General features: G+C 71.2%; 15 protein-coding genes, 1 tRNA gene and 1 pseudogene. 8 read left to right on the forward strand and 9 right to left on the reverse strand.

The window, feature by feature from the left end:
* Nucleotides 1-627, reverse strand: a pseudogene (locus BZL64_RS40295) (ATP-dependent DNA helicase); the annotation flags it as partial.
* A 283-nt stretch (nt 628-910) separates the two neighbouring features.
* On the opposite strand from BZL64_RS40295, the gene BZL64_RS40635 reads away from it, so the two are divergent.
* Both BZL64_RS40635 and BZL64_RS23815 read left to right on the forward strand, forming a co-directional pair.
* Nucleotides 911-1,321: a hypothetical protein gene (locus tag BZL64_RS40635; protein ID WP_208639505.1), complete on the forward strand. Its 411-nt coding sequence runs from the start codon at nt 911-913 to the stop codon at nt 1,319-1,321.
* Nucleotides 1,322-1,538: 217 nt separating this feature from the next.
* Nucleotides 1,539-1,614, forward strand: a tRNA-Arg gene (locus tag BZL64_RS23815).
* Between the two features lie 620 nt (nt 1,615-2,234).
* Here BZL64_RS23815 and BZL64_RS23820 read toward each other — a convergent pair.
* The gene (locus tag BZL64_RS23820; RefSeq protein WP_086771236.1) at nt 2,235-2,900 is read right to left on the reverse strand and encodes a helix-turn-helix transcriptional regulator; all 666 of its coding nucleotides are present in this window, start codon (nt 2,898-2,900) and stop codon (nt 2,235-2,237) included.
* Nucleotides 2,901-2,972: 72 nt separating this feature from the next.
* Between BZL64_RS23820 and BZL64_RS23825 the strand changes: the two genes are divergently transcribed.
* From BZL64_RS23825 to BZL64_RS23835, 3 genes are all read left to right on the forward strand, one after another.
* A complete protein-coding gene (locus BZL64_RS23825; protein WP_086771237.1) occupies nt 2,973-3,815 on the forward strand; it encodes an aldo/keto reductase in 843 nt (280 codons plus the stop codon).
* Nucleotides 3,816-3,879: 64 nt separating this feature from the next.
* The gene (locus tag BZL64_RS23830; protein ID WP_086771238.1) at nt 3,880-4,506 is read left to right on the forward strand and encodes an NAD(P)-dependent oxidoreductase; all 627 of its coding nucleotides are present in this window, start codon (nt 3,880-3,882) and stop codon (nt 4,504-4,506) included.
* Between the two features lie 119 nt (nt 4,507-4,625).
* Complete coding sequence (locus tag BZL64_RS23835) at nt 4,626-5,105, forward strand: tautomerase family protein (RefSeq protein WP_086771239.1); 480 nt, start codon at nt 4,626-4,628, stop codon at nt 5,103-5,105.
* A 34-nt stretch (nt 5,106-5,139) separates the two neighbouring features.
* On the opposite strand, the gene BZL64_RS23840 is transcribed toward BZL64_RS23835, so the two are convergent.
* Nucleotides 5,140-5,724, reverse strand: a complete 585-nt coding sequence (locus BZL64_RS23840) for a TetR/AcrR family transcriptional regulator (protein ID WP_086771240.1) — start codon at nt 5,722-5,724, stop codon at nt 5,140-5,142.
* Between the two features lie 134 nt (nt 5,725-5,858).
* On the opposite strand from BZL64_RS23840, the gene BZL64_RS23845 reads away from it, so the two are divergent.
* Together BZL64_RS23845 and BZL64_RS23850 are read left to right on the forward strand one after the other, a co-directional pair.
* The gene (locus BZL64_RS23845; protein WP_086771241.1) at nt 5,859-6,290 is read left to right on the forward strand and encodes a tautomerase family protein; all 432 of its coding nucleotides are present in this window, start codon (nt 5,859-5,861) and stop codon (nt 6,288-6,290) included.
* Nucleotides 6,283-7,293 (forward strand): zinc-dependent alcohol dehydrogenase, encoded by a 1,011-nt coding sequence (locus BZL64_RS23850; RefSeq protein ID WP_086771242.1) that lies wholly within the window; start codon nt 6,283-6,285, stop codon nt 7,291-7,293. The genes BZL64_RS23845 and BZL64_RS23850 overlap by 8 nt, the downstream gene beginning before the upstream one ends.
* A gap of 75 nt (nt 7,294-7,368) precedes the next feature.
* On the opposite strand, the gene BZL64_RS23855 is transcribed toward BZL64_RS23850, so the two are convergent.
* The 3 genes from BZL64_RS23855 to BZL64_RS23865 all read right to left on the reverse strand — a co-directional run bounded on the left by BZL64_RS23855 (nt 7,369) and on the right by BZL64_RS23865 (nt 10,410).
* Nucleotides 7,369-7,791: a roadblock/LC7 domain-containing protein gene (locus tag BZL64_RS23855; RefSeq protein ID WP_086771243.1), complete on the reverse strand. Its 423-nt coding sequence runs from the start codon at nt 7,789-7,791 to the stop codon at nt 7,369-7,371.
* Complete coding sequence (locus BZL64_RS23860) at nt 7,788-9,806, reverse strand: sensor histidine kinase (protein ID WP_244205461.1); 2,019 nt, start codon at nt 9,804-9,806, stop codon at nt 7,788-7,790. The genes BZL64_RS23855 and BZL64_RS23860 overlap by 4 nt, the downstream gene beginning before the upstream one ends.
* 292 nt (nt 9,807-10,098) lie before the next feature.
* Complete coding sequence (locus tag BZL64_RS23865; protein ID WP_086771245.1) at nt 10,099-10,410, reverse strand: hypothetical protein; 312 nt, start codon at nt 10,408-10,410, stop codon at nt 10,099-10,101.
* A 108-nt stretch (nt 10,411-10,518) separates the two neighbouring features.
* On the opposite strand from BZL64_RS23865, the gene BZL64_RS23870 reads away from it, so the two are divergent.
* Nucleotides 10,519-10,962, forward strand: a complete 444-nt coding sequence (locus BZL64_RS23870) for a hypothetical protein (RefSeq protein ID WP_086771246.1) — start codon at nt 10,519-10,521, stop codon at nt 10,960-10,962.
* Between the two features lie 21 nt (nt 10,963-10,983).
* On the opposite strand, the gene BZL64_RS23875 is transcribed toward BZL64_RS23870, so the two are convergent.
* The 3 genes from BZL64_RS23875 to BZL64_RS23885 form a co-directional block, all read right to left on the reverse strand.
* The gene (locus tag BZL64_RS23875; RefSeq protein ID WP_086771247.1) at nt 10,984-11,361 is read right to left on the reverse strand and encodes a winged helix-turn-helix transcriptional regulator; all 378 of its coding nucleotides are present in this window, start codon (nt 11,359-11,361) and stop codon (nt 10,984-10,986) included.
* A gap of 89 nt (nt 11,362-11,450) precedes the next feature.
* A complete protein-coding gene (locus tag BZL64_RS23880) occupies nt 11,451-11,912 on the reverse strand; it encodes a hypothetical protein (protein ID WP_086771248.1) in 462 nt (153 codons plus the stop codon).
* 68 nt (nt 11,913-11,980) lie between these two features.
* Nucleotides 11,981-12,631 (reverse strand): MFS transporter (locus BZL64_RS23885; RefSeq protein WP_483025106.1); only part of this gene is annotated, 651 nt, incomplete at its 5' end.

Consider the following 12,631-nt stretch of genomic DNA (forward strand, 5'->3'; position numbering starts at 1 on the left):
CCCACGGGGCTCCGCGTGTGGCTGTGGGGTGACTTCGTCCTGGTCCTGCTCCTGTTCCCGGTCCTGCTCGTCCGTCCCCCTTCCCCTGTCGTCGTCGGCGGCCTGCCGAGGCGCTGGGACGGTGGCGAGGACGGGAGCGGCGTCGGCCTGGGCTTCGGACTGGGCCTGAGCCTGGGCGTGAGGTGGGGACTGGGCGATCTCGTCGAAGTAGCCCTCGACGATGCGCTCGACGCAGCGCAACTGCCGCCGCAGGACCACGTCGCCCGGGTTCTCGGCCCGCGCCTCTGTCCACTTCTTCGCCAGCGGACTGGTCCACAGCAGGACCACGGGCTCGTTCGTTTCGTCCCGGACGCCGCGGCGCCCGATGTACCAGGGCCGGGGCGCCGCGCCGGTTTCCTCCGGCGCATCGACGCGAGCGAAGACGAGGGACTCGCCGCCGAGCCCTCCGTACGCGGCGGCACGCGCCTCCGCTTCGACCCGGTTGGCGATGCCGTCCTTGCCGCTCGCCGACGCCGTGGCGGCCGACGTTCCGCTCATCTCGGCCAGCCGCGCGGTGTAGCAGTCGTAGGCGTGATCCACCGCCTCCTGCTCGGCGGCGAGGACCTTGTCCCGAGTGGTGGTGCCCATGTGCGTCCTCCCTGCGGCGTCGAAGGAACACCGCTACGGGCTGACGCCCGTACCCCGCTGAAACAACTATCAGAGACCGGACAGTGACGAACAGTCAGTAGGTGATTTCCGGAGGAGTGCGATTCACGTGCACGCCCCTCCGGATCACACACCTGAGCAGTCGGCTACCGGTACGTTTCGGTCATTCACTCTCTGCTCATGGCCGGCGTCCGTGTGCACCCGGTCGCGACGGGGCGGCGACTTCGGAAATCGCCTCATCCATCAGATCTACCGCTGGAGAACCATGAAGGACGACCTACCGCAGGGGCACCGGCGCGACGTGACGGTCGGGCAGGGCGGGGCCACTGGGGAACTACGTTGCGAGCGCTGCGACTTCGTCATCGGACTGGGCTGTGCGTGCCCGCCTGACGGATCCGCTCCGAAGGAGCACCCCACCACCTCGGCCCAGCAGGAGTGGCGACACTTCCCCTCGGACACGATCCTGATTTCCCCGACGCGGTACGCGCATCTCCCCGGCGCCTGCGCCCACCTGACCGAGGAGCTGGTGACCGCCCCGCGCTGGGGCTGGATCCCCACCCCTCCGGCCGGACTCTGGGACCGGTTGAGCAGCAGCCACCCGGCGACCGCGACCCAGGGAAACACCGAGCGGCGGGCGGTACGGCGGTGCGGGGAATGCCAGACGGCGACGATGTGACGCGGCCCTGCCTCGACGTCGCGGCCCCGCGACACCTCAAGAACCGTGCCGGCGCGGCGGGTGAGCCTCGGCCTCGGGTGACCCACGTCGGCAGGGGTGGCCGCCCCTGCCGACGTGGTGGTGCCGCCCCCTGCCGCCGGGCGGGCGGCACCACCACGCCCAGCCACGCCCACCCGCTACACTGGCCGCGGCGTGCCACACCGCTGGCGCACCGGTTGCCTTCGTAGCTCAGGGGATAGAGCACCGCTCTCCTAAAGCGGGTGTCGCAGGTTCGAATCCTGCCGGGGGCACCAGGCAAAAGGCCCCGGACCGATCATGGTCCGGGGCCTTTGACATCTACGTCCGACATCAACGAGGACGGCCACCGACACTCGGGCGTCCTCGCAAGAGCCGAGTCACCCACGACACTCACGGCAAGTATCAGTCGTCGGTGTCGGCACACCAGTAAGTCTGACGATCAGGGACCATCAGAGCGAACGGCACGTCGACACCGTCACGCCACCCAAGCCCCACGAAGTGCTCTTGCAGGAAAGCGTCAGCTGCGGTCAAGGCCGCCCGTCGGCTGTCGCAGCTCTGCGCTGCCTGCTGGTCGGTGCCGTCACAACCACGACCCGTCCACGTCCGCGAAGAGCGCCCCGGCACGCGGATGACTTCTGCACTTCCTCCATGCCTCTCTATAGAAATCGTCTCCGGCAAGGGTTCCTCGGTGTCGCCCGCTTGGGGCCACTTCTTCCGAGCAGCCTGCCGGGAGATCCCCCAGGCGACCCCAGGCCGGCCGTAGCCGGTCCCCATTCCGCCGGCAGTCGGGGCCGTGTCTGCTGCAAGTTCCTGAACAGCTTCTTGCATGTACCGCAGCACACGCAGGTGAGCAAGCTGCCAGTCAGCGTATCGAGTCACGCGTCCAGGCCGGGGATCAGCCGCGGGTCAAGCCCATCTCGCCCGCGCGTAGGCCGGCCTGGAATCGGGAGTCCGCGTCGAGGGTGACCAGCAGTTCGGCGACCCGGCGGCGGTAGGTGCGCAGTGACATGCCGAGTTCGCGTGCGGCTGTCTCGTCCGTGGTGCCGGAGGACAGGGTGCGCAGAACCCTTGCGGTTCGGGCGTCGATCCGGGGCCATTCCGCGCTCAGGTAGGCGGCGAGATCGGTGGCGCTCTCCCAAGCGGCCTCGAACAGCGCGTACGCCCCGTCGACCAGGGCCGGTGTGGCGCTCACGGTGTAGGTGCGGGGCCCCTGGGCGGCCGGGGAGGTTGTCGTGGGGCTGGTGAGGATCATGGTCCGCCGGTCGATGAAGAAGGTCCCCCGGGACAGCGGGGTGGCGGTGATCCGGATCCGCATGCCGTGGTCGGCCATCTCGCGCAGGACGTCCCGGTCGCGCTCGTCGGCGAGCACGGCGGGGCTGTAGAGCTTGCGGGCCGGAACCGCCCCGCCGCGCCGCATCGAAAGGCGGGCGGCATCACGGGCGCCGGGCCAGGTGTCGAGGTCGTGGGCGACGTTGACCCATTCCGTGTCGTTGGACTCCGTCAAAGGCTTGAGCCGCGCCCAGAGTTCAAGATCACCGCGAAACGTCATGACCTGTGTCATACGTCCATTGTGCCGTTGGCAGCAAAGTGCCACGGGCTCGTCGGCCGATGCCGGGCCTTGCAGGCTGTGGCCATGAGCAACAGATTCCGCTTCAGTGGCGACCGAGACGTCAACAGGCTCGGCTTCGGCGCCATGCGTCTGCCTTCCAAGGACGGCATGGGCGGTCCCGCCCGTGATCCCGAGGCCGGCCGTGCCGTACTGCGACGCGCCGTCGAACTCGGGGTCGACCACATCGACACCGCCGACTTCTACTTCAGCGCCGGCGGTGCGGTGCGTGCGAACACGCTGATCCGTGAGGCCCTGCACCCCTACCCGTCCGACCTGTTCATCGCCACCAAGGTGGGCCCCGTCATCGGCCCCGACGGCCTCTCCCACGGCACCCCGGCCGACATGCGCGGCTTCGTCGAAGCCAACCTCGACGGCCTGGGCGTGGACCGCCTCGACCTGGTCTACCTGCGCATCGGGGCGATGACGCCCCCGCACGGGGAGTCCCTCGCCGAGCGCTTCGAGGCGCTCGCGGCGCTGCGTGAGGAGGGCCTGATCCGGCACCTCGGCCTCAGCAACGTCGACGCCGTCCATCTCGCGGAGGCTCGCGCCATCGCGCCTGTCACCGCCGTACAGAACCACGCCGCCCAGGACGACGAGGCGGAACTCCTGGCTGTGTGCGAGGAGTCCGGCATCGCCTTCGTGCCCTTCTTCCCGGTGGGCGGCGGCCGGGAACTCGACGACGGGCGTCTGGCCGAGGTGGCGGCCCGGCACAGCGCCACCATCCCCCAGATCGGCCTGGCCCGGCTGCTGGCCTCGTCGCCGGTGGCCCTCGCCATCCCGGGCACGGGGTCCCTCTCCCACCTGGAGGACAACATGGCCGCCGCCGCGATCACCCTCACCGCCGAAGACCTCGCCGACCTCTCCTGACAGCGAACGCGAACGTCGACAGCGCGAAACCAACCCTGACATCGCCCACGAAAGAAGCCCCGTCATGAAGTTGCTGATCCTCGGTGCGACCGGTCCCACCGGGCGTCATGTCGTCGACCTGGCCGTGCGATCTGGCGACTCCGTCACGGCCTTCGTCCGCAATCCGGCGGCTCTGGGTGACCTGGCCGAGCGGGTCACCCCGGTCACCGGCGACGCGACCTCGCAGCGCGACCTCGCCGCCGCCGCGATCGGGCACGACGCGATCGTCTCCGCGCTGGGCAGGGGGAGTTCGGTGCGCGCCGACGGTCTCTTCACCCGCGCCTCCACGGCCGTGACAGGTGCGGCCAGGGAAGCGGATGTCCCCCGCCTGGTGTGGCTGTCGTCGTTCGGTGTCGGCCACACCTTCGGCTGGTCGAGCAGCGCGCAGAAGCTGATCTACGGCACGCTCCTGCGGTCGATCTACGCCGACAAGGCGATCGCGGACGAGAGCATCCGCTCCAGCGGGCTGGACTGGACCGTGGTGTACCCGACCAGGCTGACCAACGGGCCCGCCAAGGGCACCTACCGGGCGGACGACCGGCTGCCCATGAAGGGCAACCCGACGATCAGCCGCGCGGACGTGGCCGCCTTCCTGCACGCGGCGGCGCGTGGCGGCGAGTGGATCCACCGCACCGCCGTGATCTCCGACTGAGCGCTCGCACCGCCGACCAGGACGACGCCGACCGGAGCGACCTCGACTATGACAGTCGTTATAGAGCGGTGTAATCTACTGGCGTCCCGGATCTATAACGACTGTCATAGGAGGATGTCATGACGATCATCACCGTTAACGCCCCGACGGGGCGCCTGGGCCTGGAGCAGCGCCGCGAGCTGGCCGAGACACTGACGGACGCGGTACTGGTGCCCGAGGTGGGACAGCCGGCTCCGGCCGCACGTGCCGGGTTCCAGGTGCACTTCGCCGAGCGCCGGCGGGACATGATGGCGATCGGTGGACGGCTGCTTTCGGACGCCGGCCAGGAACTCGACGTCATGGTGATCGACATCGCGGTCATGGACGCCGCCTGGCAGCCGGACGTACGAGCCCAGGTCATCGAACGCGTCCTGGCCGCACTGGCGGCGGCCTGCGGACTGGAGAAGCCGTCACCGACATGGTGGGTCAACTTCCGCGTGATCGACGAGGGGAGCTGGGGCTCGTCCGGGGGCGTGCTGTCCGTCCTCCCGCTCCTTGACAGCGGGGTGTTCACGGAGGAAAGGGTCAAGGCCGTCCGCGCCGCGCTGGGCGGCGCCTGAAGCCCGAGGCCGGAGGCCTCGCGCGCGGGCCCGCTCAGTCCTTGATCGTGGCGAGGATCAGCGCCCGCAGTTGCTCCGCGGCGCGGTCGAGGGGTTCGATGCTGCGCTTGGCGCGGCACATGGCCACGGTCCCCTCCACGGCCGCGACGACGAGGGTGGCGAGCTGGGCCGCCTCCTCACGCCCGGCGCCATGTTCGCGCAGCGAGGCGGACAGCAGGCTCTCCCACTCGGTGAAGACATCTGCGGCGGCCACCACTGCCGGGGGCGTCTCGCCAGTGGGCGGCTCCTCGATGGAGACGGCGAGCACCGGGCAGCCCGCCCTGAAGTCACTGTCGACGACGATCTTGCGCCACAGGGCGAGGAACGCCCGCAGCCCGGCGACCGGCCCCGCCTCCAGCTCCTTGCGCAGCCGGCGCGCGACCCACTCGCCGGTGTGGCGGACGGCCTCGGTGGCCAACTGCTGCTTGCCTTCAGGGAAGTAGTGATATGTCGAGCCGAGCGGCGCCCTGGCGTGCTTGGCCATCTCACGGATGCTCGTCGCGTTCAGACCGCGTCGGCTGATCATGTCGGCCGCGCCGGCCACGATCCGCTCGCGCGCCGCCGGGCTGGGCTTGGTCACGTACTAGATCCCTTCCGACCCTCTGGCTATAACAGCCGTCATAGTCTAACGTGGCCGCCGATTATAACGACCGTCATAACCCTGTGCCGTCTTCGTGCGACGCGAAGACGAACGAAAGACAGAGCGAGGTATCCATGCCGATGATCCGGCTCACGACCCCGGCCGGCGCCCTGACCCAACAAGGCCGCCACAGCGTCCAGCGTGACCTCGCCGCCGTACTGCTGCGTTGGGAGGGCGCACCCGACACGGCGTTCTTCCGCGCCCAGGCGTGGAGCTACCTCGTCGAACTGCCGCAAGCCGCCCAGATCACCGCCGAGGACGACGCGCCGCGCTTCCTGGTGGAGGTCACCGTCCCGCAAGGAGCCCTGTCGGAGCGCCGAAAGGCGGGGCTCGTCGAGGAAGCGACGAAGACCGTACTGGCGGCGGCCGGCCTCGGCCGGGACGACGCCCTGCGGGTGTGGGTGCTCGTGCACGAGCAGCCCGACGGCACGTGGGGCGCGGGCGGCTCCGTCGTCCGCCACGCCGACCTCGTGGCACTGGCGAAGGGACAGCACACCGATGCGTGAACTGACCTACGTCGCCAGACGCACCGTCGAGTGGCGGGAGGCTCCCGACCCGAAACTCCGGTCCGACGGGGAGGCGATCGTCGCCCCGGTGGCCGCCACCTCCTGCGATGTGGACTCCGCCATCCTGGCCGGTCACGGCTTCGTCGACCCGCCCTTCGCCCTCGGCCACGAGTGCGTCGCCCGGGTCCTCGAAACCGGCGACGCCGTCACCGCCGTAAGCCCCGGCGACCTGGTCGTCGTCCCCTGGTCCGTCAACTGCGGCACCTGCGAGCGCTGCCGGGCGGGGCTGACCGCGCACTGCACCGCCGTGCCCTACATGGCGATGTACGGCGCTCCCATCGGCGGCAACTGGGGCGGGCTCTTCTCCGACCTGGTCCGCGTGCCCTACGCCGACGCCATGCTCGTCCCGCTGCCGGCCGGCCTCGACCCGGTCGCCATGGCCTCGGCGAGCGACAACTGGTCCCTGGCCTGGCGCCTGATCGCCCCGCACCTCAGAACCCGTCCCGGAGCCCGCGTCCTGGTCGTCGCCCGCGGCAGCATCGGTCTGTACGTCTGTGACATCGCCCGCGCCCTCGGCGCCTCCGAAGTGCTCTACGTCGACCCCGACCCCGAACACCGCACCCTGGCCCGCGCCTTCGGAGCCGCCACGGCCGAGGCCCTGGATCCGATCCCCCAGGGCTATGACATCGCCGTCGAGGCCACCGGCCGCGTCGACCAGCTGGGCCTGACCGTCAAGTGCCTGAGCCCGGAGGGGATCTGCGAGTCGGCGGGCAATCACTTCCGCCCCGGCGAACTGCCCCTGCTCGACATGTACCTCACCGGCGTCACCCTGCGCGTCGCCCGCGACAACGTACGCGCCCACATCCCCGACGCCCTCGAACTCGCCGCCTCCGGCAGGGTCGCCCCCGAGAAGGTGGTCTCGCACGTCTTCGACTGGGAGGACCTGCCGACCGCCCTGCCGGAGAAGCACCTCAAGCCGGTCTTCGTCCGGGTCGAAGACTGACCCGCCCGGCCCTACCCCACCCGCAGGGGGTGGATCCACCCGAGCTTCTGACACGACCTTTCGAGCCCGGACCCGTCACTGTCCCGCGGCCGGGGACGGGGAGTTGAGTTCGCGTATCAGTTGCGGGGTGAGCAGGGCGCCGGCGCGGTCGGCGAGGACGGCCATCTCGTAGCCGACCAGGCCGACGTCGCAGCCGTCGGCGGCCAGCACGCCGAGGCAGCTGCCGTCGCGGATGCGGCCGACCATGAGAAAGCCGCCGAACATTTCGATCATGACCAGCTTCATGCCCTGGAAGCCGTGTGCCGTCGCCGCGTTCTGGGCGAGGCTGGTGATGCCGGAGACGACGGCGGCCAGGTGGTCGGCGCGATCTCGGCCGAGACCGTCGGAGGCGGCCATGAGCAGGCCGTCGCAGGAGACGGCGACGGCGTCGGTGACACCGTCGGTGGTGCGGACGAACTCCGAGATGAGCCAGCCGAAACTCTGGACGGCGGTGGTCACGATGACACTCCTTGCGTGCTTCTGGCCTCGGCACGGGCGACACCCGCTCGGAAGCCGTTGAGCAGGGACGACACAGCGGGCCTGGCGGGATGGGGCGTGGCGGGGCCGGCCTGCGCCGGGGCGAGCAGGCGCCCGGGAAGCGCGAGGAGTGCGGACAGGCCGCCGCCGGTGGTGTCGAAGAGGTGGACCTGCGCGCCGTCCCCGAGGCGGTGGGCGAGGCGGCCGACGACGAGGTGGCCGAGGAACCGGGTGGACGCGCTGAGCAGGGCTTCCTCTCCGGAGTGGGAGAGGCGGGCGTTGGCGCGTTCCTTGTCCTCTTCGGGCATGCCGATGCCGTGGTCGATGACGGCGAAGCAGTAGGTGTCGTCCTCGGCGTCGTACCAGCCGTGCACCTCGACCGGTTCGGTCGGGGGCGAGAAGTTCAGTCCGTTCTCGATGAGTTCGGCGAGCAGGTGGGCGACGTCCGCGACGGCGTGCCCGCGCACCCGCACCGGCTCCACCGCGGTGATCAGGACCCGCCGGTACTGCTCCACCTCGGCGACGGCGGACTGGACGACCTCCAGGGCGTCGGCGGGTGCCGCCGTGGGCCGGGGCGGATTCTGTCCGGCCAGGATCAGCAGGCTTTCGGCGTTGCGCCGCATGCGGGTGGCGAGGTGGTCGAGCTCGAACAGCTCGGCGAGGGCGTCGGGGTCGAGTTCCTGCTGTTCCAGGCGGGTGATGAGGCTGAGCTGGCGACGCACGAGATTCTGGTTGCGGCGGCCGAGGTTGGCGAGGGATTCGGTGGTGTTGCGGCGCAGGCCGGCCTGCTGGGCGGCCAGGTGGAGGGCGGTGTGTTCCACCTGGTGCAGGGACGCCGCGACCGCGGCGATCTCCGTCGCGCCGCCCAGCGGCCCCGCGGCGGTGGTGTCCGGGGGCTCCGCCGGCGGGAGGAACTCCTCGTGGTCCTGCGGGGACCGCTGGATGCGGGCGACGGTCGCGGGCAGCCGGTTCCGCGCCACGTCGTGGGCGGCCTCGGCGAGTGCGCCGAGCGGGCGTGTGAGGGAACGCGAGGCGAAGGCGGCGAGGCCCGCGACGAGGGCGGCCATGAGCGTTCCCGCGACGAGGTAGGCCACGAGACCCAGCTCCGCTTCGTGCCGGAGGCGGTCGGCCCGGTCCCGTACGTCGTCACCGACCGACTGCTGGACGGCGTACAGGTCGTCGACGAGTACGGTCATCGCGTCCCACCAGGTGCCCGCGTCGGCGCGCAGCGCTGAGCCGTCGGCGCCACGGTGCGCTTGGTTCTCGTAGGCGGTGGCGCGTTGGGCCTCCTGCGTGCCGAAGGTGTTCTTCAGGGCCGCGCGCTGGGGTGCCGTGGCGACCTGGCGGAAGCGGGCGAGAGCGGCGACGCGCGTGGCGCGCACTTCGGTGAACGTGAGGTACTCGCGGTCGCGGAAGGCACCCTCGGCGAAAACGCCGTTGACGAGGCCGCGTTCGAGAGCGACGGACTCCTTGGCGGCGGCCAGTTCGCGTAACGCCGCCAGGCCGTCGCGCAGTCGACGGTCCGTGCGCGTCGCGGTGTCGGCGACCGGATCGACGGCGTTGAGCGCGTCGACGGCGGTGGTGTAGAAGGTGAGAGTCGCGGCCCGGTCGGCGCTGTTCGGGGCGGGGCCGCTCCCGCCCGCGGTGTCCCTGCCGACGGCTCCCCGGTCGGCGGCGGCGCGGATGGCCGGGAGGCGCCGCAGGTACCGCTGGATGACGTCTTCGACGGCTCGTTCGGGGCGCATTCCCCGCAACGCGGTGTCAACGCGCGCGCGGGTGGCGACGAGCGGTGTGCGGAAGTCGCTCTCGCCGCCCAACAGGCCGTTCGTGAGGCCGCGTTCGCGTTGCAGCTGATGCACCAACGCTTGGACACGCAGGCTGAGGCCGACCTCGGCACGGGTCGTCCGCGCGTCGCCGAGGGCCTCGGCGCGGCCGTACACGGCCAGACCGGCCACCACCAGCAGTAGGCAGATCGGGACCGTGATGACCACGGCCACCCGACCCCTGATGCTGCGCCAGCCAGGCATCGGCCGGCGGCCCGGCGTCGCCCTACGGCCCCGCATCCGCCGACGGCCCCAGGTCGGTCGACGGCCCCTGCCGGGGCTGCCCTTGCCGATTGCGCCGAGCCTGCCGAGCGGCGGCCGAGATGGCGTCCACACCCTCATGTCCCGAAGGTAGTCCGGCCTCCGAAGCTACCGGTTTCCGACCTGTTAGACCCCGTGGGGACTTGGGTTGCGCCGCCCTCACACCACGGGCCGGGTGACTGTGACCGCGGGCAGCAGGACAGGTTCAGTAGACGATGACCCTCCACCGCTCCACCCACCGCAGCCACGCGCCGCCCGAGCCCCGTACCTGGACGCGGTCGGGTTCCACCTGCCAGGCGGTGCCGTAGAGGGTGCTGTCGGGGAGGTCCACGCGGACGGTGTCGAGGGGTTCCAGGTCGTCGTCGACCGGGCGGGACCAGGTGTGTGAGCAGGGGGCGCAGGTGTAGGCGACGGCCGTGTACCGGCCCGCCGCCGGTGTCGGGGTGCCGGGGCGGAACGCCTCCGTGCGGCAGCGGGGACACGGGTCGGCTGTCCGCGTGCCAGTTGTCCGGGACATCGCTCGATCCTTCGCTGTCCGGCGGCCGACGGCAACCCGCCTGTCAGACCCCGGTGTTAGCTTGCGGCGGCCAGGACAGGCGAGGAAACGAGAGGGGTTGAGGGGTCGGTGGGCGCTTCGGGGTGGGAGTACTTCGTGCCGTACCGGGAGGATCTGGAGGGCGCGCTTCAACAATTGCGGCAGGAGGTGTTCGCGTCCGGGGACTACTACTGGGTGAACGGTGACGACTGGCTGCCGGAGGGGGAGCGTGCCGCTCCGCCGCAGTCGTTGGAGGAGCTGTGGGCCGACGAGTTGGTCCAGGAGTCCGGGACGCATTCGATCCTGGACATCTTCCGTGTCGTCGGGCCCGGCGACACCCCGGACTACAACACGGTGGAGCCCGTGACCGCGGAGGAGGCCCGCGAGTTGCTGGGGACCGGGAAGCTGACCCGCGCGCACGTCAAGGACTTCGACGTCTTTCCCCGGTCGCGGTGGGTCGGGCGGTGCGCCGTGCTGCACGACGAGTCGGGCACTCCCCGGGAGATCTGCTTCTGGGGGCACTCCGGCGACTGAGGCCTCATCCGTTCCCCAGGCTCACGCCCGCCTCGCGTCGTACTCCTCGCGGGCCCGTTCCACCGCCGGCATGCGTTCGTCCACCCATTGGGCCAGGGCACGGACCTGTTCGGCGGCCTCGCGGCCGAGGGGGGTGAGGGAGTAGTCGACGCGGGGCGGGATCACGGGCTTGGCGTCGCGGTGGATCAGGCCGTCGCGTTCCAGTGTCTGCAGGCTCTGGGTCAGCATCTTCTCGCTGACCTTGCCGATCGTGCGGCGCAGCTCGCTGAAGCGGTACGAGCGGTCCAGCAGCGCGATCAGGATGAGGTTGCCCCAGCGGCTGGTGACGTGCTCCAGGACCAGGCGATGGGGACACGCGCCGTCGCCACCCTCGCTGCGGACGCGGTCCACGAACGTCATCCCGACCGTCCCGCCCGCTTCCACGGCCGTACCCGCGCCTGCGCCCGCATCTGCGCCCGCGCCCGCATCCATGCCCGTACCACCCATCCTCACACCGTACTCCGGGGGCGGTACTTTCGGAGAGTTAGTGCCATCCCAGCCGCGGTCAGTGCCAGCACGAGGACGCCCGGATTGACGTAGTCGGGGACGGTGTCGCTCGTGTAGCTGCCACCGCCGGACGTCTCGCAGACGAAGCCGAGGGGGACGTAGGAAACGGTGTGGTCGACGACGGTCGACGCCCGCTCCTCCTGGCCGGGGGTCACGCAGTCGACGACCGGCGCGGACTCGGTGCCGCCCTCCGCCGCCTCCACGACCGCTCCGACGACGTACAGCAGGCCCCAGGTGTAGAGGAGGGACGCCACGGCGGCGATCAGCCCGGCGGCGCTGCGGAGCCACACCGTGCGGTCGGCCGCGCCCAGGCCGACGCGGCCGAGGGAGCCGAACGCGTAGCCGGTGAAGGCGAAGGCGGCGATCAGGCAGCCGGGGAAGACCAGGATGAGCAGGGGCACCATCCGCAGAGTTGAGCAGCCTCAGCGGCACGCGAGCCGTGACGTGGCTCACTTCGCGGGCAACACCCTTGCTACAGAAACCCGTTCGGTCCCGCCGACGACGCCGGGACACCGCCGGAACGCCGCCAGGAGGGCCGACGGGACGCCGCCGCCAGCGTCACCGTCGCCGTGATCGACGCCGCCGCCATCACGGCCATCGCCGTGGCCGGTGAGGTGAGCTGGGCCACCGAGCCCGCCACGACGGCGCTGACGCCCTGGAGGGTGAGCATCCCGGCCGAGTGCAACCCAAGGGCGTGGCCGCTGAGTTCGGCGGGCGTGAGCGCCATCAGGCGCTCCTGCTGGACGAGGCTCGCGCCGAAGCCGACCGAGGCGAGCGTGGCGCAGAGCGCGGCGACGGGCAGTGGCGGGCGCAGGGCGAAGACGAGGTACGGGGTGGCCAGGAGCAGCAGGAGCGGGGTGGCCAGGCGGGTGCGGACGGCGGGCGGGAGCAGCCGGCCGACGGCGAGGTCCCCGGCCAGCATGCCCAGCGCCCCGCACGCGAACAGGGTGCCCGCGGCGCCGGGGTCGTAGGACACGAAGAGCGCTTCGCAGCCGACGATCAGGCCGTTGGGGAGCCACAGGCCCAGGTAGACCAGGCGGCGCGGGCGGGAGGACCACAGGACGGCGTTGACGCGCCGGGTCTCGGCGGCCGAGGGGCGGCCGAGGACGCGGGGCGTCAACGC

The sequence above is a fragment of the Streptomyces bobili genome (assembly GCF_002154575.1).
In the GTDB taxonomy this organism is placed as follows: Bacteria; Actinomycetota; Actinomycetes; order Streptomycetales; family Streptomycetaceae; genus Streptomyces; species Streptomyces bobili.